The sequence below is a fragment of the Citrobacter sp. Ce119 genome (assembly GCF_030334525.1).
Classification (GTDB): domain Bacteria; phylum Pseudomonadota; class Gammaproteobacteria; order Enterobacterales; family Enterobacteriaceae; genus Citrobacter; species Citrobacter europaeus.
On record NZ_JAOWDR010000060.1, the window covers coordinates 427,958 to 450,334 of the forward strand.

Consider the following 22,377-nt stretch of genomic DNA (forward strand, 5'->3'; position numbering starts at 1 on the left):
AAATTTAACCCGCCATACTCAAATACAAAAAGGGAGAGTATAGCGGGTTAATGGAGGTGAGTCGTGATCGTTTATGCCATCAGGGCGTGGACAGCGACGTTAATCGCAGCACCACCCACAATCAGCCAGACAAACAGCAGCAGGGCCATCAGTAACGGTTTGGCACCGGCTTTTTTCAGCGCGCTAACGTGAGTGGTCAACCCCAGGGCAGCCATCGCCATTGCCAGCAAAATAGTGTCCAGCGTTACCAGCATGTTCACTACCGACTGCGGCAGCAGGTGGAACGAGTTAAAAATCGCGACCACAATGAACAGGATGGCAAACCATGGAATGGTGATTTTGCTCTTCTCACCGCCTGTGGCCGGAGACAGTTGTTTTACGCGAGCGGCCAGGAGGATGAGGAACGGTGCCAGCATCATGACGCGCAGCATTTTGGCAATAACCGCGGCGTTTTCCGCATCCGGGTTAATGGCGTGCCCTGCAGCCACTACCTGTGCTACTTCATGCATGGTGGAGCCAATGTAAATGCCGTAGGTTTCTGGACTAAACCAGTGCGCCAACAGCGGATACATCGCCGGATACAGGAAGATAGCGATGGTACCGAAGATCACCACGGTAGCGACAGCGACGGTTACCTTACTGGCTTCCGCTTTCACCACCGGTTCGGTTGCCAGCACGGCGGCGGCACCACAAATGCTGCTCCCCGCGCCAATCAGCCAGCTGGTGTGGCGGTCCAGACCAAACACTTTCTGCCCCAGGAAGCAGGCAATCATAAAGGTACTGCTTAGCGTTAACACATCAATCACGATACCGCTGACGCCGACGTCAGCAATTTGCGCGAAGGTGAGGCGGAAACCGTAGAGGATAATCCCCAGACGTAATAAATGTTGTTTAGCAAACAGCACGCCGCCGTCACAGCTTTTCCAGATGTGCGGATAGACGGTGTTGCCGAGAACCATCCCCAACAAAATAGCTAAGGTGAGGGCGCTGAACCCGGCACCTGCGACGGCGGGAATGGATCCACCCCATAAGGCGACCCCAGTGATAACTGCACTCAGGGCGAGCCCCGGAATAAAATGCCACGCTGTACGACGATGAGTCTGCAAGGTGAGTTCTGTCATATCCTTCTCCTTTATCTGGGTAAAAGAGTACGGCGAAGTGGTTTAAAAATAAAATTGATTATATATTTATAATTAATCTATATAAGTGGTATACCCGTCATACTTCAGGTTGCATGTGCGTTGGCTGCGCTCGTTCACCTCAGTCACGTACTTAAGTACGCTCCCGGGGATGCTCTCTCTGGCCGCCTTCCTGCAACTCGAATTATTTAGGGTATAAGTAACGGATATCCGGTGGAAAACGACTATGCATATCACCCTGCGACAACTTGAAGTGTTTGCTGAGGTACTAAAAAGCGGCTCAACGACCCAGGCGTCTGTCATGTTGGCATTGTCGCAGTCGGCGGTGAGTGCGGCGCTAACCGATCTCGAAGGGCAACTTGGCGTGCAGCTGTTTGACCGTGTGGGCAAACGGCTGGTGGTCAACGAGCACGGGCGCTTGCTTTATCCACGCGCGCTGGCGCTGCTTGAGCAAACGATCGAAATCGAACAGCTTTTTCGCGAAGATAATGGTGCTATTCGGGTCTACGCCAGTAGCACTATTGGCAACTACATTTTGCCCGCCATGATCGCCCGTTATCGCCAGGATTTCCCTGATTTGCCGCTGGAGCTTAGCGTGGGCAACAGCCAGGACGTAATCAATGCGGTGCTGGATTTTCGGGTAGACATTGGGCTGATCGAAGGGCCGTGTCACAACACGGAAATCATCTCTGAACCGTGGCTGGAAGACGAGCTGGTGGTGTTTGCCGCACCCTCGTCACCGCTCACAAAGGGGGCCGTTACGCTGGAACAGCTGGCGGCTTCGCCGTGGATCCTGCGCGAGCGAGGATCGGGTACGCGCGAACTGGTGGATTACCTGCTGCTGTCCCATCTGCCGAGATTTCAGATGGCAATGGAGTTGGGTAACTCGGAGGCCATTAAGCATGCGGTGCGCCATGGTCTCGGGATCAGCTGTTTGTCGCGCCGGGTTATAGCGGAGCAGTTACAGGCGGGTACGTTGAGCGAAGTTCCTGTGCCGCTGCCGCGTTTAGTCCGCACTCTCTGGCGCGTTCATCACCGGCAAAAACATATCTCTAATGCCATTACGCGTTTTTTACATTACAGCGACCAGGTAGAACTGGGCGATTAAAGCGCTGATTGTCGAAAGGTCCCTCTAAGCATGCTGGCGGTTACGTTTTATCCGCCTTGCGTCGCCCATTTTCTGCTTTACTTATAATCCGCGGCCAGTCATGAAGGTCTCTTATAACTGCGTATTTGTGCCGGAAGAATGCCATTTCGTCTGCTACAATCGCGCCTCATTTTTTGGATGGATAGCATTTTCACATGGTTTCCGAAACTAAAACCACAGAAGCGCCCACGCTACGTCGTGAACTGAAGGCGCGTCACCTGACGATGATTGCCATTGGAGGCTCCATCGGTACAGGTCTTTTTGTTGCATCTGGTGCAACTATTTCTGCGGCGGGTCCTGGCGGCGCGTTGTTCTCTTATATATTGATCGGTCTGATGGTGTACTTCCTGATGACCAGCCTCGGTGAACTGGCTGCCTATATGCCGGTTTCCGGCTCGTTTTCCACCTACGGTCAGAACTACGTAGAAGAAGGCTTTGGCTTCGCGCTGGGCTGGAACTACTGGTACAACTGGGCGGTAACGATTGCCGTTGACCTGGTGGCCGCACAGCTGGTGATGAGCTGGTGGTTCCCGGACACGCCAGGCTGGATCTGGAGCGCACTGTTCCTCGGCGTTATCTTCCTGCTGAACTACATTTCCGTTCGCGGATTTGGTGAAGCGGAATACTGGTTCTCACTGATCAAAGTTACCACCGTCATTATCTTCATCGTGGTTGGCGTGATGATGATTTTCGGTATCTTCAAAGGCGCTCAGCCGGTGGGCTGGAGTAACTGGACGACCGGTGATGCACCGTTTGCCGGTGGCTTTGCCGCGATGATTGGCGTGGCGATGATCGTCGGCTTCTCCTTCCAGGGTACGGAGCTTATCGGTATCGCGGCAGGCGAATCTGAAGATCCTGAAAAGAATATTCCACGTGCGGTACGTCAGGTGTTCTGGCGAATCCTGCTGTTCTATGTGTTCGCGATTTTGATTATTAGCCTGATCATTCCGTACACCGATCCGAGCCTGCTGCGCAACGACGTGAAAGACATCAGCGTTAGCCCATTCACGCTGGTATTCCAACATGCGGGTCTGCTGTCTGCGGCGGCGGTGATGAACGCGGTTATCCTGACGGCGGTGTTGTCTGCGGGTAACTCCGGGATGTACGCCTCCACGCGTATGCTTTACACCCTGGCATGCGACGGTAAAGCGCCGCGCATTTTCGGTAAACTGTCTCGTGGCGGCGTTCCGCGTAACGCGCTGTATGCGACCACCGTGGTGGCGGGGCTGTGCTTCCTGACCTCGATGTTTGGCAACCAGACCGTGTACCTGTGGCTGCTGAATACCTCCGGGATGACGGGCTTTATCGCCTGGCTGGGGATCGCCATTAGCCACTATCGCTTCCGTCGTGGTTATGTGCTGCAGGGTCACGATGTGAAGGATTTGCCGTACCGTTCTGGCTTCTTCCCGTTGGGTCCGATCTTCGCCTTTGTGCTGTGTCTGATTATCACTCTCGGCCAGAACTACGAAGCGTTCCTGAAAGACAGCATTGACTGGGGCGGCGTGATGGCAACCTATATCGGTATCCCGCTGTTCCTGATTATTTGGTTTGGCTATAAGCTGACGAAAGGAACCCATTTTGTTCGTTATAGCGAAATGAAATTCCCGGGTCGCGTGAAGAAATAATTCTTAACCAGCTACGGCAGAAAAAACAAAACCCCGGCATGATGAGTGCCGGGGTTTTTTTATTGCGCCAGACTTAGAAGCTGTAAGTCATGCCAACCGTGTAACGACGTCCATCAAGAACGGTGTCGTAGGTATCGTAATCGATTTGTTTATCCAGCACGTTATACACGCCAGCGGTCATCAACAGATCCTTGGTTGCATAGTAACGTAAACCAACATCGACCTGAGTATAGGACGGCGTGCCCTGGGCCATGGAGGTACGGCTCAGGTATTCAGACGTTTTCCCGCGCAGATTAAGACGGCTCCAGAAACCGAGATCCTGGGTGGCCTGCCAGTCCAGCGTAGTGTTGAACATATGCTTCGGCATTTTGTTCAACGGCTGGCCGGAGAACTGACCGCTTTTCTGCTCAGATTCCGTATAGGTATAGTTCGCCGTCCAGTTGACGTCGGAGGTGATTTTCCAGCCGAAGGTGGATTCTACGCCGCGCATATTGGCTTTATCGACGTTAACGCGATCGCTGACGAAGTCATAATGGGTATTGCCGATGGTGCAGGCCGGATCGGAACTGCTGTTGCAACGGCGAACTTCGGTGATTTTGTTTTTGAAGTCGGTATTGAACAGGGTCACGCCCGCATTGAGGTCGTTGCCGTTATCCCACAGTAAACCGATCTCTTCGCTGAGGCTTTTCTCCGGTTTCAGGTCCGGGTTGCCGACAATGATCCCGTTCAGACGACCGCCGCCGGTGACCTGTCCCCAACTGGCAGAAGACTGGCGCAGATCCGGGGCGCGATAGCCCGCAGAAACGCCGCCTTTTAAGGTCCATTGATCGCTCAGATGCCATACGCCATAGCCGCGTGGCGTCCAGTTGTCGCCGTAGTTTTCATCTTTATCCATACGCAGACCGCCGGTCAGCGTGAAGGTATCGGTAACGGCCCATTCATCTTCGGCAAACAGCGCCCAGCTCCAGCGAGTCAGTTTGTTCAGTCCATCAGCCGCTTGTAGCTGGTTGCCATTATCGCGCAGTTTTTCATAACGATATTGCCCGCCCAACGTCAGGGTGTGCGCCCCAAGGAAGACCTGGTTCTGGTTATTGAAAATCGTGTTATAAGACTTCATCTGGCGACCGGGGTTGTCGGTCTCTTCCTGCTGGACATAGCTGGTGGAGTTGAAGTCGTCGTAATAACCGCTGTGGGTCAGGGAATACGTCGTGTGCACATACTTGTTTTCGCTTTTACTGTTGGGCTTACAGCTCCCGTTACGGCAGTTTTCCTCGGCCATGGATTTGCCTGGCGTACTGTCGCGATCCTGCAGTTCACGCGCGTAATCGAAGTCGATGTCATTTTTATCATCTGGCGTAAAGTTCAGGGTTAAACCCCCGTTACGCATACGCTGTTCATTGTAGCCATTAAGGATTTTATCTTCGGCCCGGTGGGAGAATAAGCCAGTCACCTTCGCGCCGAGTAATCCGTCAATCAGTGGCCCAGACGCATAGGCGTTAGTCTGGTAAATATCGCCGGAATCTCTGTCTTCCTGGAAGGTGGCATCGCCGTGCAGAGAGCCGGTCCAGGCTTTGGTATTCGACACTTTCTTGGTGATGACGTTAATGACGCCACCCATCGCATCGGAGCCGTAGAGGGATGACATCGGGCCGCGGATTACCTCGATACGCTCGATGGATTCCAGCGGCGGCAGCCAACCTTGCTCAATACCTGAGTTGTCGCTGTTAGGACGTGTGCCGCGCGTGCTAATGCGTTTGCCGTTGACCAGGAAGAGCGTGTATTGCGAAGCCATACCGCGAATACTAATATCGCTGCTGCTCCCCCCGCCGGTGACGACGACGCCAGGGACATCTTTTAGCGCATCGGTAACATCGCGATAGGCTTTGTCCTCAATCTGCTGCTTGGTAATAACAGATATCGACGCGGGTGCATCCTGAATTTTCTGCTCGAAGCCGGTAGCGGTAACGACTACGGTGTCTTGTTCAGCGGCATGGCCGAGTGATGGGAGACTGGCGACGCATACTGCGGCAGCTACAGCCTTAACGTGAGGTATAGTCATTTGTATCATTCCATTTAAATGAATCAAACTGCGTGTCATATGAAAGGCCATGACAATTGTATGTATTTGTCTTTTAAGGACTCTTTTCAGTAAAGAAGCGAATGGATTGTACAAAAGTATGAATATTTGTAAACACAAATGATAATAGAAATCATTTGTGTTTGATATTTTTTCGATATAAAAGCTTTTTTAATCAACAGGATAATGTGGAAAGAAAAAAGGAGAAAAAGTGAAGGAATGATGGAGGAATGAAGAGGAAGGACACCTTTTTGACGCTGAAAGAGCCTAACTGAAGGACAGCGGCGATGGCGCCACCGTCCTGTTATGGCTGGCTTATAGCCGATGGAATTTGGCGAGTAAGGCCAGTGACAAGGTGGTTAACAGGATTGCGATCACGGCATAGAGATAGACTCCAGACCACTCCCAGTTGTTCTTTACTAATATCACCGGTACGCCTGCTAATGCCGCGCCAACATAGCTAAACAATCCGCGGAAACCGGTTATCGATCCCGCCGCATCTTTGTGAGTGACATCCAGACAACCTACGGCAAAAAGCATATGCGGGCCGTACAGGGCAGAACCCATAATAGTGAAGAGAATGGCCGTAATGGTATATGAAGTATCCTGAACTAGTGGGATTAAGGTAATACACACGCAGAGCATTAATGCGAATATTAATCCTGTCATCCAGCGGTTACTTTTAAACATAAAGTCCGATAAGTAACCCGCCAGTAACCCCCCGGCAAGTCCTCCGGCTTCAAACCACGAGATAATGGAGTTGGCTTTAATCAGGCTCCAGCCATGTACCTGAGAATAGTAAATTTGTGGCCAGTCGTTGAGGATGGTGCGGGCAATATAAACCGACATATCGCCAATGATAATAATCCACACCAGCGGGTTAATCAGGATATATTTAACAAAAATCTGCCAAAAGGAGAGGTTAACCGGACTGGCTTTAACCTGGGCTAACTCTGTTGGATCCTTGCGCCATTCGCCAACGTTGGGCAAACCTAAGGTCCCGGGACGGTCTTTAATTGTAAAGAGCGCAATGACCCCCATCAGCAAGGAGATCGCGCCCGGCACATAAAAACCCATTTTCCAGCTACCGCTCCAGACAATCGCGAAACTTGTCAGCAGTGGGGCGAGACTACCGCCAATATTATGCGCCGCTTCAACGACCGCCCACCAACGTCCGCGTTCATTCTTGGAAAACCAGGATGCCATGATCTTTGCCATGGGCGGAAAACTGGTACCCTGGAGGATAGCATTGAGGCTGTACAACACATAAAACGCGGCAACGCTGTCGGAAAAACCAAACAGAATATTAACGATCCCCACGCCAATGAGCACCGGGCCGGTCATGGCTTTCGGGTTGATTTTATCAACCAGCATGCCGCCAACAAACTTCATTGAGCCATACAGAATGTAAAACAGTGAAGACATGATGGCAAAATCTTCAGCGGTCAGAGCGGTATCTGACAGCATGGCCGGCATGGCGGCTGAGAAGTTTTTACGTGTTAAATAAAAGACGGCGTAAGAGATAAAAACTGAGGTAATAATCTCTATTCTGAATTTTTTGTAAGTATGGTCGATCTCTTTTTTTTCTTTTACAACCGGCTTATCAGCCTGGCTGAATATAAATGATTTCAAGCTCATATGATTTTCCCTTCAGACAGTGCTCGTGGGGTTATAATCCATTTTCGATAAAGAACAAAAGCGACTCGAATCCGTGAAAGTTAATCTGATTGGAAATTAAATTCCTGACGGCTGGTTTTGCTTGCCAGGCAATACCGGTGCCAGCATACGTCAGCATGGGGATATCGTTGGCGCCATCACCGCAGGCGATAATATTATGCTGAGGTATCTGTAGAGAGTCGGCAAGTATGGCCAACGTTTTCTGCTTATTTTCTGCATTCATGATTGGCGTGGAAATATTATCCGTTAGCATGCCATCCCTGATTGCAACGGTATTTGAAAATACATAATCCAGCTGATATTTCTGTTGTAAACGGCGGGTGAAAATATCCAGTCCGCCGGAAATGATCGCTGTTTTAAATCCCTTCTGTTTGAGGAGTGGCAAAATGGTGGTGATGCCGGGAGAGGCCGTCATCCGATCGCATACGGCATTGATGACATCGATGTGCGTTCCTTTTAACATTCCGATGCGCTGAGTGAAACTGCTATTGAAATCCAGTTTTCCTTCCATCGCCTGCTGCGTCAATTCCGTTATCCGATCGGTGATGCCTAGCGCGCGGGCGATTTCATCCACACCTTCTTCCTCGATAAACGTCGAGTCCATGTCAAAGGCGATGATCCCGTTCGTCGGGATGATTTGCGGTTTTAGGAAAAAATCAAATTGCTGAGTGAACGATGTCGCCCTTAGTTTTTTGTATATGTCATCGGTGAATACTTCATCGGGTATTGATAATTTTAAATACGGTTTATTGAATGCGGCTATAGATAACTGTTCCAGTGCGCACGGATATTGTTTGGTCTCGGTATTTAGAAACGTATTGTGCAGCCATGCCTGAAGTTTTTCAGGATCTTTTGCACTAATAAAATAAATAATTGCCATTATCTCACTCCTGTAAATTAAGATTATTGTAATAGTAGGGGGTGACGATTGAATCCTGCTTTATCACAGATGTGAATGTTAAAAAAAAGATAAAATAGTATTGTTTTTTATACCAAAAAATAAACAAAGTCTGAAAGGTATCGTTTTTGATATACACGTCACGGTCTGTTGCTACTGGCGGTATATTCTATTTTGACTAACAGGGATGGGTCTGAAATGGAAAGTTGTATTGATATTTTTAAAGTCGTTATTGGGCCTTCCAGTTCAAGAACAGTAGGGCCAATGCGTGCCGCGTTTAACTTCATTTCACAATTAAAGCTACAGGAGATCTTACCGCTAACGCGAGAAATCGAGGTTGAGCTATATGGCGCGCTCTCATTAAGCCGCAAGTGTCATAACGTTGATATCGCTCTTTATCTGGGGCTGTTGGGCAATCAGCCGGATGATGTTGATTTACGCCAGCAGATGGATCTCATTAAACGTGCTGAACAGGACGGCACCCTGACGCTTTCTCCTTCAGTTACCGTGACGGTCGCGATTAAGCCGAATCAACATCCGCATTCTGGTCATCCCTATGCGATGACGTTTCGCGCCAGGGATGATTATTTTACGTTGTATGAAGAAACATGGTTTTCAACCGGCGCCGGCCAGGTTCGCAAACCCGGCGAGTCGGTGCCCGAGAGAGCCGCGCAAAAAAACGCATTTCCGTTTGCGTTTCAAAATGCCGCGCAGTTGCAGGCGCTGTGCCAGTGTAATGGATTATCCGTTGCGGCATTAATGATGAAAAATGAGTTACAGATGCATTCTCAGGCGGTGTTGCATGACTATTTCGCGCATGTTTGGGCGGTAATGCAGCAGGCAGTCCATCGTGGTCTGCATACTGAAGGCCTACTGCCTGGCTCGTATCAGGTGCCGCGCAGGGCCTGCTCGCTCTATAAATTACTGGCAATGAAACCCTCTGCTAACGACTTTCTCACCAACCTCAACTGGGTGAATGCGTTTGCGATTGCCGTCAGCGAAGAAAACGCCGCAGGAGGGCGGGTGGTGACCGCGCCGACCAATGGTGCCAGCGGTATCATCCCAGCGGTCCTCAGTTGGTACGATAAGTTTGTCTGTAAGCTGGATAGCGCATCGGTTATCCGCTTTTTCCTCACCGCTGGCGCCATTGCGCTACTGTTCAAACAAAACGCGTCTATTTTGGGTTCTGAGGTCGGGTGTCAGGGAGAGATCGGTGTGGCCAGTTCGATGGCCGCGGCCGGGTTAGCGGAACTGATGGGGGCGTCAGTTGCTCAGGTGCTGAATGCCGCAGAAATCACCATGGAGCATCATCTCGGGCTGACCTGCGATCCGGTTGGCGGGCAGGTACAAATTCCCTGTGTCGAACGAAATGCGATTTCGTCCGTAAAAGCGATTAACGCCGCAACGATGGCGATGAGCCGCGTCAGTGAGCCATGCGTTTCGCTCGATGAGGTGATTGCAGCCATGTATGAAACGGGTAAAGACATGAGCGCGAAGTACCGCGAAACGTATCACGGCTGTCTTGGGAAAATTCAGCCCAAAAATCGGGGGAGGGCGGCATGAAATATCACACCATGAATAATGATGAAATAATCTTGTCATTATGCGCTCGCATCAGAGAAACGCGGATTTCTCTGGCGCTAACGCAGCAGCAGCTTGCTGACAGTGCACAGGTCGGCATTGCGACCATTAAACGCATCGAGAAAGGCGGTGGCCTCAATCTGGACACGCTTATCTCCCTGTTGCGGGCGCTGAAAAAGTTGCACCACCTGGATGCAATCTTATTCGAGTCTGAAGTGCGTAATTTTAACGAAGGTCATGAAGGCGGTGAGAGCATGGGGCGATTACAGGTACGCCAGCAGGCGGCCGATCTAAATCGTAAAGCGTCCGCGCCGCAGTCAGAAGAGATGAGCTACAGCGCGGCAATAGAAAATACGCTTTACTGGTGATCACTTCAGCAGATACTGGGCATGGAAGCGCAGGTGATCCTCAATAAACGACGCAATAAAGTAATAGCTGTGGTCGTAACCTGGCTGGATGCGCAGCGTCATCGGCCATGCGGTTTGACGGGCCGTTTCGGCCAGTACCGCAGGCTGGAGCTGATCGGCAAGAAACTGGTCGCTGTCGCCTTGATCGATTAGCGTCGGAATCGCATCTGCGGGCTTGCTGGCCAACATTAACGCGCAGCTGTCCCACTCGGCCCACTGTGATTTATCTTCACCCAGATAAGCGCTAAACGCCTTCTCGCCCCACGGAACGCGGCAAGGATTGACGATCGGCGCAAAGGCGGAAATGCTGGTGTATTTCCCGGGATTTTTCAGCGCCATAATCAACGCGCCGTGACCGCCCATGGAATGTCCACTAATGGCGCAGCGATCGCTGACGTTAAACTGCGATTGAATCAGTGCCGGCAGCTCATCACGCAGATAGTCATACATGCGAAAATGCGTTGCCCACGGTGACTGGGTGGCATTGAGGTAAAATCCCGCGCCCTGGCCTAAATCGTAGCCGTCATCGTTGGCAACCTGCTCGCCGCGCGGGCTGGTGTCCGGCATCACCAGAACAATGCCCAGTTCAGCCGCGATGCGCTGCGCACCGGCTTTGGTGGTAAAGTTTTCATCATTGCAGGTCAGGCCCGACAGCCAGTACAGCACCGGAGGCGGGGCGTTATCGCGGGGTGGCGGAAGAAAAATACTGAAGGTCATGGCGCAATTTAACGTGGTAGAGTCGTGACGCCAGCGTTGCTGCCAGCCTTCAAAACAGCGGTGCTCTTCAAGCATTTCCATGCGTGGCTCCTTATTGTGTTGAACCTGAATGTGTTTGCGAACTCACCATAATACAGATTATTCATAGCACTGTGAGTAACTTTCACTTCCGCATTGAGCAAACATACTTCATCATCTATATAACTTTACATTAACACTCGATGTCACCGGGTTGAATGAAAAGTGAAATCGCTACGCTGAAAGGCTGCGCCAATTTCAATAATTATCGCGGTGAATACTGGATTATGTGCGCCGCCTCACGCACAATGTTCTGGCTGTGACACAGCCTAAAAACTTTGCCCCATGCAGGGCAGAGGCGCCCCACCTGCAGGAGAAGAAGAAATGTCATCACTCAGTAAAGAAGCGGCCCTGGTTCATGAAGCGCTGGTCGCGCGTGGTCTTGAAACGCCACTACGCCCGCCCGTGCAAGAGATGGATAACGAAACGCGCAAACGTCTTATCTCGGGCCATATGACCGAGATTATGCAGTTGCTCAATCTCGACTTGAGCGATGACAGTTTGATGGAAACTCCGCATCGCATTGCGAAAATGTATGTCGATGAGATTTTCTCCGGCCTCGATTACGCCAACTTCCCGAAAATCACCGTCATTGAAAACAAAATGAAGGTGGACGAGATGGTCACGGTCCGCGATATCACGCTGACCAGCACCTGCGAACACCACTTTGTCACTATCGACGGCAAAGCGACGGTGGCGTATATCCCGAAAGATTCGGTCATTGGTCTGTCGAAGATTAATCGAATTGTGCAGTTCTTTGCACAGCGTCCGCAGGTTCAGGAACGTTTGACCCAGCAAATCCTCACCGCGCTGCAAACGCTGCTCGGAACCAATAATGTGGCGGTGTCGATTGATGCGGTACATTACTGTGTGAAAGCGCGCGGCATTCGTGATGCGACCAGTGCGACCACGACCACGTCTCTTGGCGGATTGTTTAAGTCCAGCCAGAACACGCGTCAGGAATTCCTGCGCGCAGTACGTCATCACAACTGATTAGGGCAGGAACCATGGAGCGTAATGTCACGCTGGATTTTATTCGTGGCGTCGCCATTCTTGGTATCCTGCTTCTCAATATTAGCGCCTTTGGCTTGCCAAAGGCGGCATACCTCAATCCCGCGTGGTATGGCAACATCACCTTATCCGATGCCTGGACCTGGGCGCTGCTCGATCTCTTTGCGCAGGTAAAATTCCTCACGCTGTTTGCATTGCTGTTCGGTGCCGGTCTGCAAATGCTGCTCCCGCGCGGCAAACGCTGGATCCAGTCGCGGCTTACGCTGCTGGTGCTGTTGGGTTTTATACACGGTTTACTTTTCTGGGATGGCGATATCCTGCTGGCATATGGCTTAATTGGCCTGATTTGTTGGCGGTTGATCCGGGATGCGCCGTCGATAAAAAGCTTGTTTAACACCGGTTTACTGCTTTATCTGGTGGGGGTTGGCGTACTGCTGCTGCTGGGGGTTATCTCAGGGAGTGAAACCAGTCGCGCCTGGACGCCGGATGCCTCAGCGTTGCTGTATGAAAAATACTGGAAAGTGAACGGCGGAATGGAAGCGGTCAGCAATCGCGTGGATATGATGTCCAATAGCTTGCTGGCGTTAGGCGCGCAATACGGCTGGCAACTGGCGGGGATGATGCTGCTCGGCGCGGCATTAATGCGCAGCGGCTGGCTAAAAGGGCAGTACAGCTTACAGCATTACCGACGCACCGGCGTGCTGCTGGTTATTATCGGCATGGCGATTAACCTGCCTGCTATTATCATTCAGTGGCAACTGGACTGGACCTACCGCTGGTGTGCCTTCTTGCTGCAAGCCCCGCGAGAGCTGGGCGCGCCGTTGCAGACTATCGGTTACGCCGCGCTGATGTTCGGTTACTGGCCGCAGCTTAGCCGCTTTAAATGGGTCATTGCCATCGCCTGTGTGGGCCGCATGGCATTAACCAACTATCTGTTACAAACCTTAATCTGCACCACGCTGTTTTACCAGGCCGGCTTATTTATGAAATATGACCGGCTGGAGCTGCTGTTTTTCGTCATCCCGGTCTGGGCCGTGAATCTACTTTTCTCCGTCCTATGGCTACGTTTTTACCGCCAGGGCCCGATAGAATGGCTGTGGCGTCAATTAACCCTGCGTGCTGCGGGGACATCATTGCCGCGTACATCCAGATAACGATCTGGATCACATTCATTAACAAAATGGATGTAAGCGCTTTCATTCCTGTGACACCACTCACGCAGTCCGTTTCATTGTGCTGACAAAATACCCAACCTGGGGTGTCTGTGGGTAACCACAATCTAAAACAGGGCAGTGAATATGGTAACCATCCGTGATGTGGCACGACAGTCTGGCGTTTCTGTAGCGACCGTTTCTCGCGTATTAAACAACAGTGCGCTGGTAAGTCCCGATACGCGTGAAGCGGTAATGAAAGCCGTCACGCAATTGGGCTATCGACCTAATGCCAACGCGCAAGCGCTGGCGACGCAGGTAAGCGACACCATTGGCGTTGTGGTCATGGATGTATCAGATGCGTTTTTTGGCGCGCTGGTAAAAGCCGTGGATATGGTTGCCCAGCAGCATCAGAAGTACGTCCTGATTGGCAACAGCTATCATGAGGCGGAAAAAGAACGTCATGCCATTGAGGTGTTGATTCGCCAGCGCTGTAACGCACTGATTGTTCACTCTAAAGCATTGAGCGATCGGGAGCTGGCCGAGTTTATGGATCAGATCCCCGGCATGGTGCTGATCAACCGCCTGGTGCCAGGCTACGCTCACCGTTGCGTCTGCCTGGATAACATCAGTGGGGCTAAAATGGCGACCCGAATGCTGCTGAATAATGGTCACCAACGTATCGGTTATCTGGCATCAAGCCATCGCATTGAAGATGATGCCATGCGTAAAGAAGGGTGGTTAACAGCCCTAAAAGAGCAGGAGATTGTTGCGGCAGAAAGCTGGGTCGGCACCGGTTCGCCCGATATGCAGGGCGGAGAGTCCGCGATGGTGGAACTGTTGGGACGTAACTTACAACTGACGGCGGTCTTCGCCTACAACGATAATATGGCTGCCGGCGCGCTGACTGCGCTAAAAGATAACGGCATCGCTATTCCATTACACCTTTCTATCATTGGCTTCGATGATATTCCCATCGCGCGTTACACCGATCCGCAGCTGACCACTGTGCGCTATCCCATTGCCTCAATGGCAAAAATGGCGACGGAGCTCGCGCTGCAGGGCGCGGCAGGCACATTGGATCCGCAGGCGACGCATTGCTTTATGCCGACGCTGGTGCGTCGCCATTCGGTGGCGCTGCGGCAGAATGCGGCACCGATCACTAACTCATAACGTTGCGCGATGTAACCGCTTTCAATATGTGAGTAAATTCACAGTATATTAACAATGCGATAGCTATGATGACACTGTTTGTTGCGCTGTAACTACTATGTAACGGTGAATAATCACTTTCATCGAGGTATAGGTGCCTTAAACAAAAATTAAAGCCTGTTTTTGGAGCGTTGCCAGACACGGAAGAAATATTTTTTAAAAGTGAGCTTCGGCGTTCAGTAACACTTCAGTAACGTTCTGCCTGCCGAGCATTTATCTCAAGTACTACCCTGCATAATAAAACCGGAGATACCATGAATAAGAAGGTGTTGACCCTGTCTGCTGTAATGGCAAGCATGTTATTCGGCGCGGCTGCGCACGCTGCTGATACCCGCATTGGTGTAACTATCTATAAGTATGATGATAACTTTATGTCTGTGGTACGTAAGGCTATCGAAAAAGATGCTAAAGCGGCGCCAGATGTCCAGTTGCTGATGAATGACTCGCAGAACGACCAGTCCAAACAAAACGATCAGATCGACGTGCTGCTGGCAAAAGGTGTGAAAGCACTGGCGATTAACCTGGTTGACCCGGCAGCAGCAGGCACGGTCATTGAAAAAGCACGCGGACAGAACGTACCGATCGTGTTCTTCAACAAAGAACCTTCTCGTAAGGCGCTGGACAGCTATGACAAAGCGTATTACGTCGGTACCGACTCTAAAGAATCCGGTATTATTCAGGGTGATTTGATTGCCAAACACTGGGCTGCAAACCCGAACTGGGACCTGAACAAAGACGGCAAAATTCAGTTTGTTCTGCTGAAAGGCGAACCGGGACACCCGGATGCTGAAGCGCGTACCACTTACGTGATTAAAGAGCTGAACGACAAAGGCATTAAAACTGAGCAGTTGCAGTTAGATACTGCAATGTGGGATACCGCTCAGGCGAAAGATAAGATGGATGCGTGGATGTCCGGTCCAAACGCGAACAAAATTGAAGTGGTTATCGCCAACAACGATGCGATGGCAATGGGCGCAGTTGAAGCGCTGAAAGCACACAATAAAACCAGCGTACCGGTATTTGGTGTGGATGCGCTGCCTGAAGCACTGGCGTTGGTGAAGTCTGGCGCAATGGCCGGTACCGTGCTGAACGATGCCAACAATCAGGCGAAAGCTACCTTCGATCTGGCGAGAAATCTGGCTGACGGCAAAGGTGCAGCTGATGGCACCAACTGGAAAATTGAGAACAAGATTGTTCGCGTTCCGTACGTAGGTGTCGATAAAGATAATCTGGCAGAGTTTACCAACAAATAAATACTCCGTATGTGGGCGCAATTTCATTGCGCCCTTAATTATGCACTCTGCAAGGCCAACAAGGTATAATTATGGTCAGCACACATACTCAGTCGTCAGGCGAATACTTGTTGGAAATGACCGGCATCAACAAGTCCTTCCCCGGCGTTAAGGCTCTTGATAATGTCAATTTAAAAGTCCGCCCGCATTCGATTCATGCCTTAATGGGCGAGAATGGCGCGGGGAAATCCACATTATTGAAATGCCTTTTCGGCATCTATCAAAAAGATTCCGGCAGTATTTTATTTCAGGGTAAAGAAATCGATTTTCATTCTGCTAAAGAAGCGCTTGAGAATGGTATTTCGATGGTCCACCAGGAATTAAACCTGGTATTACAACGTTCTGTGATGGATAACATGTGGTTGGGACGCTATCCCACCAAAGGCATGTTTGTCGATCAGGAAAAAATGTACCGCGATACCAAAGCGATATTCGATGAACTGGATATTGATATCGATCCGCGCGCGCGCGTTGGCACATTATCCGTTTCACAAATGCAGATGATTGAAATTGCGAAAGCATTCTCCTATGACGCCAAAATCGTCATCATGGATGAGCCGACTTCATCGCTAACCGAGAAAGAAGTTAACCATCTGTTCACCATCATCCGTAAGCTGAAAGAGCGTGGATGCGGCATTGTTTATATTTCGCACAAGATGGAGGAAATCTTCCAGCTGTGTGATGAAATTACCGTGCTGCGCGACGGCCAGTGGATAGCGACTCAGCCACTGGAAGGGCTGGATATGGATAAGATTATCGCCATGATGGTTGGGCGTTCACTTAACCAACGTTTTCCGGATAAAGAGAACAAACCCGGTGAAGTTATTCTGCAAGTGCGTAACCTGACTTCGCTGCGTCAGCCGTCGATTCGTGATATCTCGTTTGATTTGCACAAAGGGGAAATTCTCGGGATTGCCGGTCTGGTGGGCGCAAAACGTACTGATATCGTTGAAACGCTTTTTGGTATTCGTGAGAAATCATCGGGTACGATTACGCTCCACGGCAAAAAGATTAATAACCACAGCGCAAATGAAGCCATCAACCACGGTTTTGCGCTGGTCACGGAAGAGCGCCGCTCAACCGGTATTTATGCGTATCTGGATATTGGTTTTAACTCGTTAATTTCCAATATCCAAAATTATAAAAATAAAGTTGGTCTGCTGGATAATTCCCGCATGAAGAGCGATACCCAGTGGGTTATTGACTCAATGAGGGTGAAAACGCCGGGCCATCGTACACAAATCGGTTCACTATCCGGCGGTAATCAACAAAAGGTCGTTATTGGCCGCTGGTTATTAACCCAGCCAGAAATTCTGATGCTGGATGAACCCACGCGTGGTATTGATGTTGGCGCGAAATTTGAAATTTATCAGTTGATTGCCGAACTCGCGAAAAAGGATAAGGGGATTATTATTATTTCCTCTGAAATGCCGGAGCTGCTGGGTATTACCGATCGTATTCTGGTGATGAGCAATGGTCTCGTTGCCGGAATTGTTGACACTAAAACTACAACGCAAAACGAAATCCTCCGTCTTGCGTCTTTGCACCTTTAAGATTAGGGGCTCCTTATGAGTGCGTTAAATAAGAAAAGTTTTCTTACTTACCTGAAAGAAGGCGGAATTTACGTTGTTCTTTTAGTTTTGCTGGCAATTATTATTTTCCAGGATCCCACTTTCTTAAGTTTACTGAACCTGAGTAATATTCTGACGCAATCCTCGGTGCGTATTATTATCGCATTGGGTGTGGCCGGGCTGATCGTTACCCAGGGGACCGACCTGTCTGCGGGACGTCAGGTCGGCCTGGCGGCGGTCGTGGCGGCAACCTTGCTGCAATCGATGGAGAACGCCAATAAGGTGTTTCCTGAGATGGCTACGATGCCAATCATCGTAGTGGTGCTGATTGTCTGCGTGATTGGTGCCGTTATCGGTCTGGTGAACGGCATTATCATTGCTTATCTGAACGTGACGCCGTTTATTACCACTCTGGGTACGATGATTATCGTTTACGGGATCAACTCCCTGTACTACGACTTCGTCGGCGCATCGCCAATTTCTGGCTTTGACAGCGGATTCTCAACCTTTGCGCAGGGCTTTATTGCGCTAGGCAGTTTCCGACTCTCCTACATCACCTTCTACGCGTTGATTGCCGTAGCCTTTGTGTGGGTGCTGTGGAACAAGACCCGCTTCGGTAAAAACATTTTCGCCATCGGCGGAAACCCGGAAGCTGCGAAAGTGTCCGGGGTAAACGTTGCGCTGAACCTGCTGATTATCTATGCCTTGTCTGGCGTGTTCTATGCCTTCGGTGGTTTGCTCGAAGCCGGGCGTATCGGCTCGGCGACCAACAACCTCGGCTTTATGTATGAACTGGATGCGATTGCGGCGTGCGTGGTTGGCGGCGTGTCGTTCAGCGGCGGGGTAGGGACCGTGTTTGGCGTGGTGACCGGTGTGATTATCTTCACCGTTATCAACTATGGTCTAACCTACATCGGCGTGAACCCATACTGGCAGTATATTATCAAGGGCGGCATTATTATCTTCGCTGTGGCGCTGGACTCACTGAAGTACGCGCGTAAGAAGTAAACGTACAACGCAAAAAGCCCGGCACAGCGCAATCTGTACCGGGCTTTTCTTATCAGCGTTACAGCGTTAACGCATGTTCTTTCTCTCCGGTTTTAAATTTCACCTCGCCCAGATCAATACAGGCAACCGGGCAAACGTGACCGCACAACAAGCATCCCACACATTTTTCCGTGTCGCAGTGCGGCGTGCGGGTTTCCTCATTCCATTCCATCGCCTGATGCCCACCGTCATAGCAGGAGATGTAGCAGCGCCCACAACCAACGCATTTATCAAGATGGATGTTCGGATAGACGATGTAGCTACGATCAAGTTCCTCAGCGGGGATGATATTGGCATTGGCCAGACCCACCATCTCCTCCAGTGACTCAAACCCTTGATCGGCGAGGTAATGTGACAATCCGCTGCTCATATCCTCCACAATCCGATATCCATATTGCATGATCGCGGTGGTCACCTGCAGCGTGGCCGCGCCTAACAGTAAAAACTCAGCGGCATCCTCCCAGGTTTCAATTCCCCCTATGCCGCTAATTGGGAAATCGCGCAGTTCAGGGTGCATGCGCAGTTGTTGGATAAAACGCAGGGCGATAGGTTTAACGGCCTTGCCGGAGTAGCCGGAAATACTGGATTTACCATTGACGACCGGCATCCCGATCTTCCGCTTCAGGTCGATATTGGTGATGGATTTAACCGTATTGATGGTCGCGATACCGTCGGCACCTCCGCGTTTTGCCGCCAGCGCCACCTCGCACATATCACCAATATTTGGCGTCATTTTAGCCAGCATTGGCAGGGTAGAGCCGCGTTTAACCGCCCGACAGTATTTTTCAACCAGCTCAGGGCTTTGCCCCACATCGCTGCCCATGGCATGTGAGGTCATTTGCGGGCACGAGAAGTTACACTCGATCATATCTGCACCCGCTTCTTCAACCAGACGGGCCAGTTCCTGCCATTGCTGCTCATTTTCTCCCATGATCGACGCAATCAGGACCTTGTCAGGGTAGTCCTGTTTCAGTCGGCGGATCGCGGCCAGATTCTCTTCCAGCGGATGCTCGGCAATTTGCTCCATGTTTTTGAAGCCAATGAAGCCAGTATCTTCTTTGGTGAGATGATCAAAACGTGGGGAGACTTCATTCGCAATAAAGAAACCTATCGTTTTAAAAACAATACCGCCCCAGCCGCTATCATAGGCTTTGGCGCACATTTCATAACAGTTGCCTACCGGCGAGGAAGAGAGGCAGAATGGGTTGGGGAATTTGACGCCGCAAAAAGTAATAGAAAGATCTTTCGTTAACATGAGCAAGCTCCCTCTAAATAGTGATGAATGGCCTGAGCGGCTTCCTTACCGGTTTTCACGGCGTAAACCACCGTTTTATCGCCTTCAACAATATCGCCCGCAGCAAACAGGACCGGATCGGCGGTTTGGTAGTTTTGCGTATCAATAAGATTACGCTGTGGCTTTAACGCGGCGAAATTAGCAAGCTGAGCATGTTGGCCGACGGCGAGAATAATGTGTTCGGCTTCAAGCGTGAGTTCGCCCGGCAGGCTTACGTGCTTAAAGGTGACGCGATTTCCGCTAACCGCTACCGGCGTGAAACCGTCAATAATCGATACCCCTAATGCCTGAGTGCTGCTGAATTCTTTGTCGCTGGCCGGGAAGTCGGCCAGTTCTTCACGCGCGACGCAGGTGACTGATGGGCAGCCCAGCAGCTTCAATGTACTGGCGACATCCATCGCCACGTCGCCGCCACCGATGATTAATGCACTTTGCGCGACGGTAATATCGCCGCTGGCTTGCCGGGCCCGTTGCAGAAAATCGACGGCAATTTCGACGTGATTCGCTCTCTCAAACAGAGGTAACGTTGAACCGTAAGACATGCCTACGGTAACCAGTACGGCGCGATATTCTGCTTTGAGTTGCTCAACGGAAAGGGCATTGCCGACTTCACAATTGCACTTGATAGTCACGCCCATTTCAACGATACGGGCAATTTCATGATCCAAAACCGAGTGCGGCAGACGAAACTCTGGAATGCCATGGCGCAACCAGCCGCCTGGCTGGGCCTGTTTTTCGAAGATGGTGACGTCATAACCCAGATTGCTCAGCGTTACGCTGGCCTGTAACCCTGCCGGCCCCGCACCGATGACGGCGACCTTACCCAACGTTTTTGTTGCGGGCTGATAGATTTTCATTGCAGTCTGCTGTTCAAAATCGGTAATAAAACGCTGCAGACGCGCAATATCAATAGGCTTATCAATTCCTGAGCGCGTGCATCCGCGCTGGCATAATTTTTCTGTCGGGCAAACCCGGGCGCACACCGCACCGAGCGCATTATTTTCGCGGATAGTTTCGGCGGCGCCTTTAAAATTACGAAAATAAATGGAGCGAATAAATTTCCCCGGGTCGGTTTGCGCCGGGCAATCCTGACTACAGGGAGCATCGTGACATAATAAACAGCGGGAAGCCTCTTTTATTGCTAATAATGGAGTAAAACCAGGCGTGAGCTCATCCAGATAATTTTGTAGTGGCATATTTTCTTCCTTAATGCTTGAGTAAATTAAGGCAAACCGTTAATAACAAAATATAAAAAGTGAAAGGCTATTCTTAAGGCTAAGCACTGCAGGAAGAGTATTCTGTGAAAGAATTCACAAATAGAAGATAGTTTGAGGGAAATGCTGGGAGACAGCATTAATCCCTTATATTGAAATGGTAACTATTATCAAAATATTAGCTATTCTCAAATGCTAATATAAAGGCAATATCCTTAACGATAAAAAACTAAGTAAATAACCATACCGAAGGATAAACATCCGCATCCGGCATAAACCAGTACATAAGACCAAAATTGCAGGGGCTCTTCATGGCGATAAGCGTAGACCGGTTCGCGCGCATTCTTCTTAATTTTATCTACGGCCCCGGAGCGCCAGCCTTTCCAGGCTTCGCGAAAACAAAATACGGGAATGAGCAGAAAGGCCAACACGACGAAAAGGGTTTGTACATCCATGCTTATTTTCCTTGTTTCTTTTGTAATTCGAGCAGTTGTTCAGGCGTAACCGCCGGATATCCCTGTGCGTCGTCCGGTACCTGATGCATGGTAGGGATAGGCACCAGTGGGCCTAAAAAGCGGGGTTCACGTTTAAAAATGTAGAGATCGGCAAGTGCGCCAAAACGGGCGCCAAATTCACGTACCCGCACGGTGAGCATATCCTTTGGCGAAGGTACGGCGTAGCACTGAGCCTGGATACCCATATGCAGCGCAATAAACAAGGCACGCTCGCAGTGGAAGCGCTGGGTAATAATGATGAAATCGTTGGTATCGAACACTTTGCGGGTACGCACGATGGAGTCAAGCGTCCGGAACCCGGCGTAATCAAGCACGATGTCTGCTGGATCGACGCCTGCGGCAATAAGATCCTTACGCATCGTCATGGGTTCGTTATAGTTTTGCTGCGCGTTGTCGCCGCTTAACAGCAGATAGTTTACCTTCCCGCTGTTATAGGCGTTCAATGCGCCCTGAATGCGGTAGCGATAATACTGATTGATGACGCCGGTGCGGTAATACTTCGCCGTGCCCAGAACCACACCAACCTGGCGGTAGGGTAAATCCTGCAGTTCGTCGTAGATGTAGGGGGCTGTCTTCCAGCTCATCCACCGGTCGAGTCCAAGCACAGTCAAAAGCAGCAAGCCTACCAGGACTAACAGGCTGTAAAACACGCGCTTTAACATGCAGAAAACTCGTTATTTGGATGGAATTTCAATCAGGCTACTGTACCGGAAGACGTAGCGCA

The 22,377-nt window shown here is 50.6% G+C and carries 19 protein-coding genes; 10 read left to right on the forward strand and 9 right to left on the reverse strand.

All coding sequences use genetic code 11. From position 1 onward, the window contains the following. Positions 1-71: 71 nt before the first annotated feature. The gene (locus OGV80_RS22285; RefSeq protein WP_043016967.1) at positions 72-1,121 is read right to left on the reverse strand and encodes a YeiH family protein; all 1,050 of its coding nucleotides are present in this window, start codon (positions 1,119-1,121) and stop codon (positions 72-74) included. Between the two features lie 244 nt (positions 1,122-1,365). On the opposite strand from OGV80_RS22285, the gene yieE reads away from it, so the two are divergent. Both yieE and lysP read left to right on the forward strand, forming a co-directional pair. Beyond that, positions 1,366-2,247, forward strand: a complete 882-nt coding sequence (yieE, locus tag OGV80_RS22290) for a DNA-binding transcriptional regulator YeiE (RefSeq protein WP_080624919.1) — start codon at positions 1,366-1,368, stop codon at positions 2,245-2,247. A 194-nt stretch (positions 2,248-2,441) separates the two neighbouring features. Next, positions 2,442-3,911: a lysine-specific permease gene (gene lysP / locus OGV80_RS22295; protein WP_003027419.1), complete on the forward strand. Its 1,470-nt coding sequence runs from the start codon at positions 2,442-2,444 to the stop codon at positions 3,909-3,911. 73 nt (positions 3,912-3,984) lie between these two features. Here lysP and OGV80_RS22300 read toward each other — a convergent pair whose 3' ends face one another. From OGV80_RS22300 to serB, 3 genes are all read right to left on the reverse strand, one after another. Then, complete coding sequence (locus OGV80_RS22300; protein ID WP_043016965.1) at positions 3,985-5,970, reverse strand: ligand-gated channel protein; 1,986 nt, start codon at positions 5,968-5,970, stop codon at positions 3,985-3,987. Between the two features lie 333 nt (positions 5,971-6,303). Then, on the reverse strand, positions 6,304-7,626 hold the full coding sequence (locus OGV80_RS22305; protein ID WP_286515775.1) for an MFS transporter: 1,323 nt from the start codon (positions 7,624-7,626) through the stop codon (positions 6,304-6,306). A 31-nt stretch (positions 7,627-7,657) separates the two neighbouring features. Then, a complete protein-coding gene (gene serB, locus OGV80_RS22310) occupies positions 7,658-8,545 on the reverse strand; it encodes a phosphoserine phosphatase SerB (RefSeq protein ID WP_087052518.1) in 888 nt (295 codons plus the stop codon). A gap of 216 nt (positions 8,546-8,761) precedes the next feature. Here serB and OGV80_RS22315 point away from each other — a divergent pair, with 216 nt between their 5' ends. Together OGV80_RS22315 and OGV80_RS22320 are read left to right on the forward strand one after the other, a co-directional pair. Then, positions 8,762-10,126, forward strand: a complete 1,365-nt coding sequence (locus OGV80_RS22315; protein WP_286515776.1) for an L-serine ammonia-lyase — start codon at positions 8,762-8,764, stop codon at positions 10,124-10,126. Next, positions 10,123-10,512, forward strand: a complete 390-nt coding sequence (locus OGV80_RS22320) for a helix-turn-helix domain-containing protein (protein WP_286515777.1) — start codon at positions 10,123-10,125, stop codon at positions 10,510-10,512. The genes OGV80_RS22315 and OGV80_RS22320 overlap by 4 nt, the downstream gene beginning before the upstream one ends. On the opposite strand, the gene fghA is transcribed toward OGV80_RS22320, so the two are convergent. Further along, complete coding sequence (gene fghA, locus OGV80_RS22325) at positions 10,513-11,349, reverse strand: S-formylglutathione hydrolase (RefSeq protein WP_043016961.1); 837 nt, start codon at positions 11,347-11,349, stop codon at positions 10,513-10,515. 321 nt (positions 11,350-11,670) lie between these two features. Between fghA and folE the strand changes: the two genes are divergently transcribed. The 6 genes from folE to mglC all read left to right on the forward strand — a co-directional run bounded on the left by folE (position 11,671) and on the right by mglC (position 18,591). After that, positions 11,671-12,339: a GTP cyclohydrolase I FolE gene (folE, locus tag OGV80_RS22330; RefSeq protein WP_003027410.1), complete on the forward strand. Its 669-nt coding sequence runs from the start codon at positions 11,671-11,673 to the stop codon at positions 12,337-12,339. 14 nt (positions 12,340-12,353) lie between these two features. Next, on the forward strand, positions 12,354-13,511 hold the full coding sequence (gene yeiB / locus OGV80_RS22335) for a DUF418 domain-containing protein YeiB (protein WP_286515778.1): 1,158 nt from the start codon (positions 12,354-12,356) through the stop codon (positions 13,509-13,511). 144 nt (positions 13,512-13,655) lie between these two features. Beyond that, on the forward strand, positions 13,656-14,681 hold the full coding sequence (gene galS, locus OGV80_RS22340; RefSeq protein ID WP_043016959.1) for an HTH-type transcriptional regulator GalS: 1,026 nt from the start codon (positions 13,656-13,658) through the stop codon (positions 14,679-14,681). A 293-nt stretch (positions 14,682-14,974) separates the two neighbouring features. Beyond that, positions 14,975-15,973, forward strand: a complete 999-nt coding sequence (gene mglB, locus OGV80_RS22345) for a galactose/glucose ABC transporter substrate-binding protein MglB (protein WP_043016958.1) — start codon at positions 14,975-14,977, stop codon at positions 15,971-15,973. A 71-nt stretch (positions 15,974-16,044) separates the two neighbouring features. Beyond that, positions 16,045-17,565 carry a galactose/methyl galactoside ABC transporter ATP-binding protein MglA gene (gene mglA, locus OGV80_RS22350; RefSeq protein WP_003027396.1) on the forward strand — a complete coding sequence of 507 codons (1,521 nt, stop codon included), beginning with the start codon at positions 16,045-16,047 and terminating at the stop codon, positions 17,563-17,565. Positions 17,566-17,580: 15 nt separating this feature from the next. Continuing rightward, positions 17,581-18,591 (forward strand): galactose/methyl galactoside ABC transporter permease MglC, encoded by a 1,011-nt coding sequence (mglC, locus tag OGV80_RS22355; protein WP_005129205.1) that lies wholly within the window; start codon positions 17,581-17,583, stop codon positions 18,589-18,591. 58 nt (positions 18,592-18,649) lie between these two features. Here the strand turns inward: mglC and preA are convergent, their stop codons facing one another. The 4 genes from preA to sanA all read right to left on the reverse strand — a co-directional run bounded on the left by preA (position 18,650) and on the right by sanA (position 22,315). Then, on the reverse strand, positions 18,650-19,885 hold the full coding sequence (preA, locus tag OGV80_RS22360) for an NAD-dependent dihydropyrimidine dehydrogenase subunit PreA (protein ID WP_075145910.1): 1,236 nt from the start codon (positions 19,883-19,885) through the stop codon (positions 18,650-18,652). Further along, on the reverse strand, positions 19,879-21,120 hold the full coding sequence (locus OGV80_RS22365; protein ID WP_286515779.1) for an NAD(P)-dependent oxidoreductase: 1,242 nt from the start codon (positions 21,118-21,120) through the stop codon (positions 19,879-19,881). The genes preA and OGV80_RS22365 overlap by 7 nt, the downstream gene beginning before the upstream one ends. Positions 21,121-21,353: 233 nt before the next feature. Beyond that, positions 21,354-21,593: a DUF2542 family protein gene (locus OGV80_RS22370; protein ID WP_047409976.1), complete on the reverse strand. Its 240-nt coding sequence runs from the start codon at positions 21,591-21,593 to the stop codon at positions 21,354-21,356. A 2-nt stretch (positions 21,594-21,595) separates the two neighbouring features. Further along, entirely contained in the window at positions 21,596-22,315 is a 720-nt protein-coding gene (gene sanA, locus OGV80_RS22375; RefSeq protein WP_043016954.1) for an outer membrane permeability protein SanA, read from the reverse strand. Positions 22,316-22,377 lie beyond the last annotated feature (62 nt).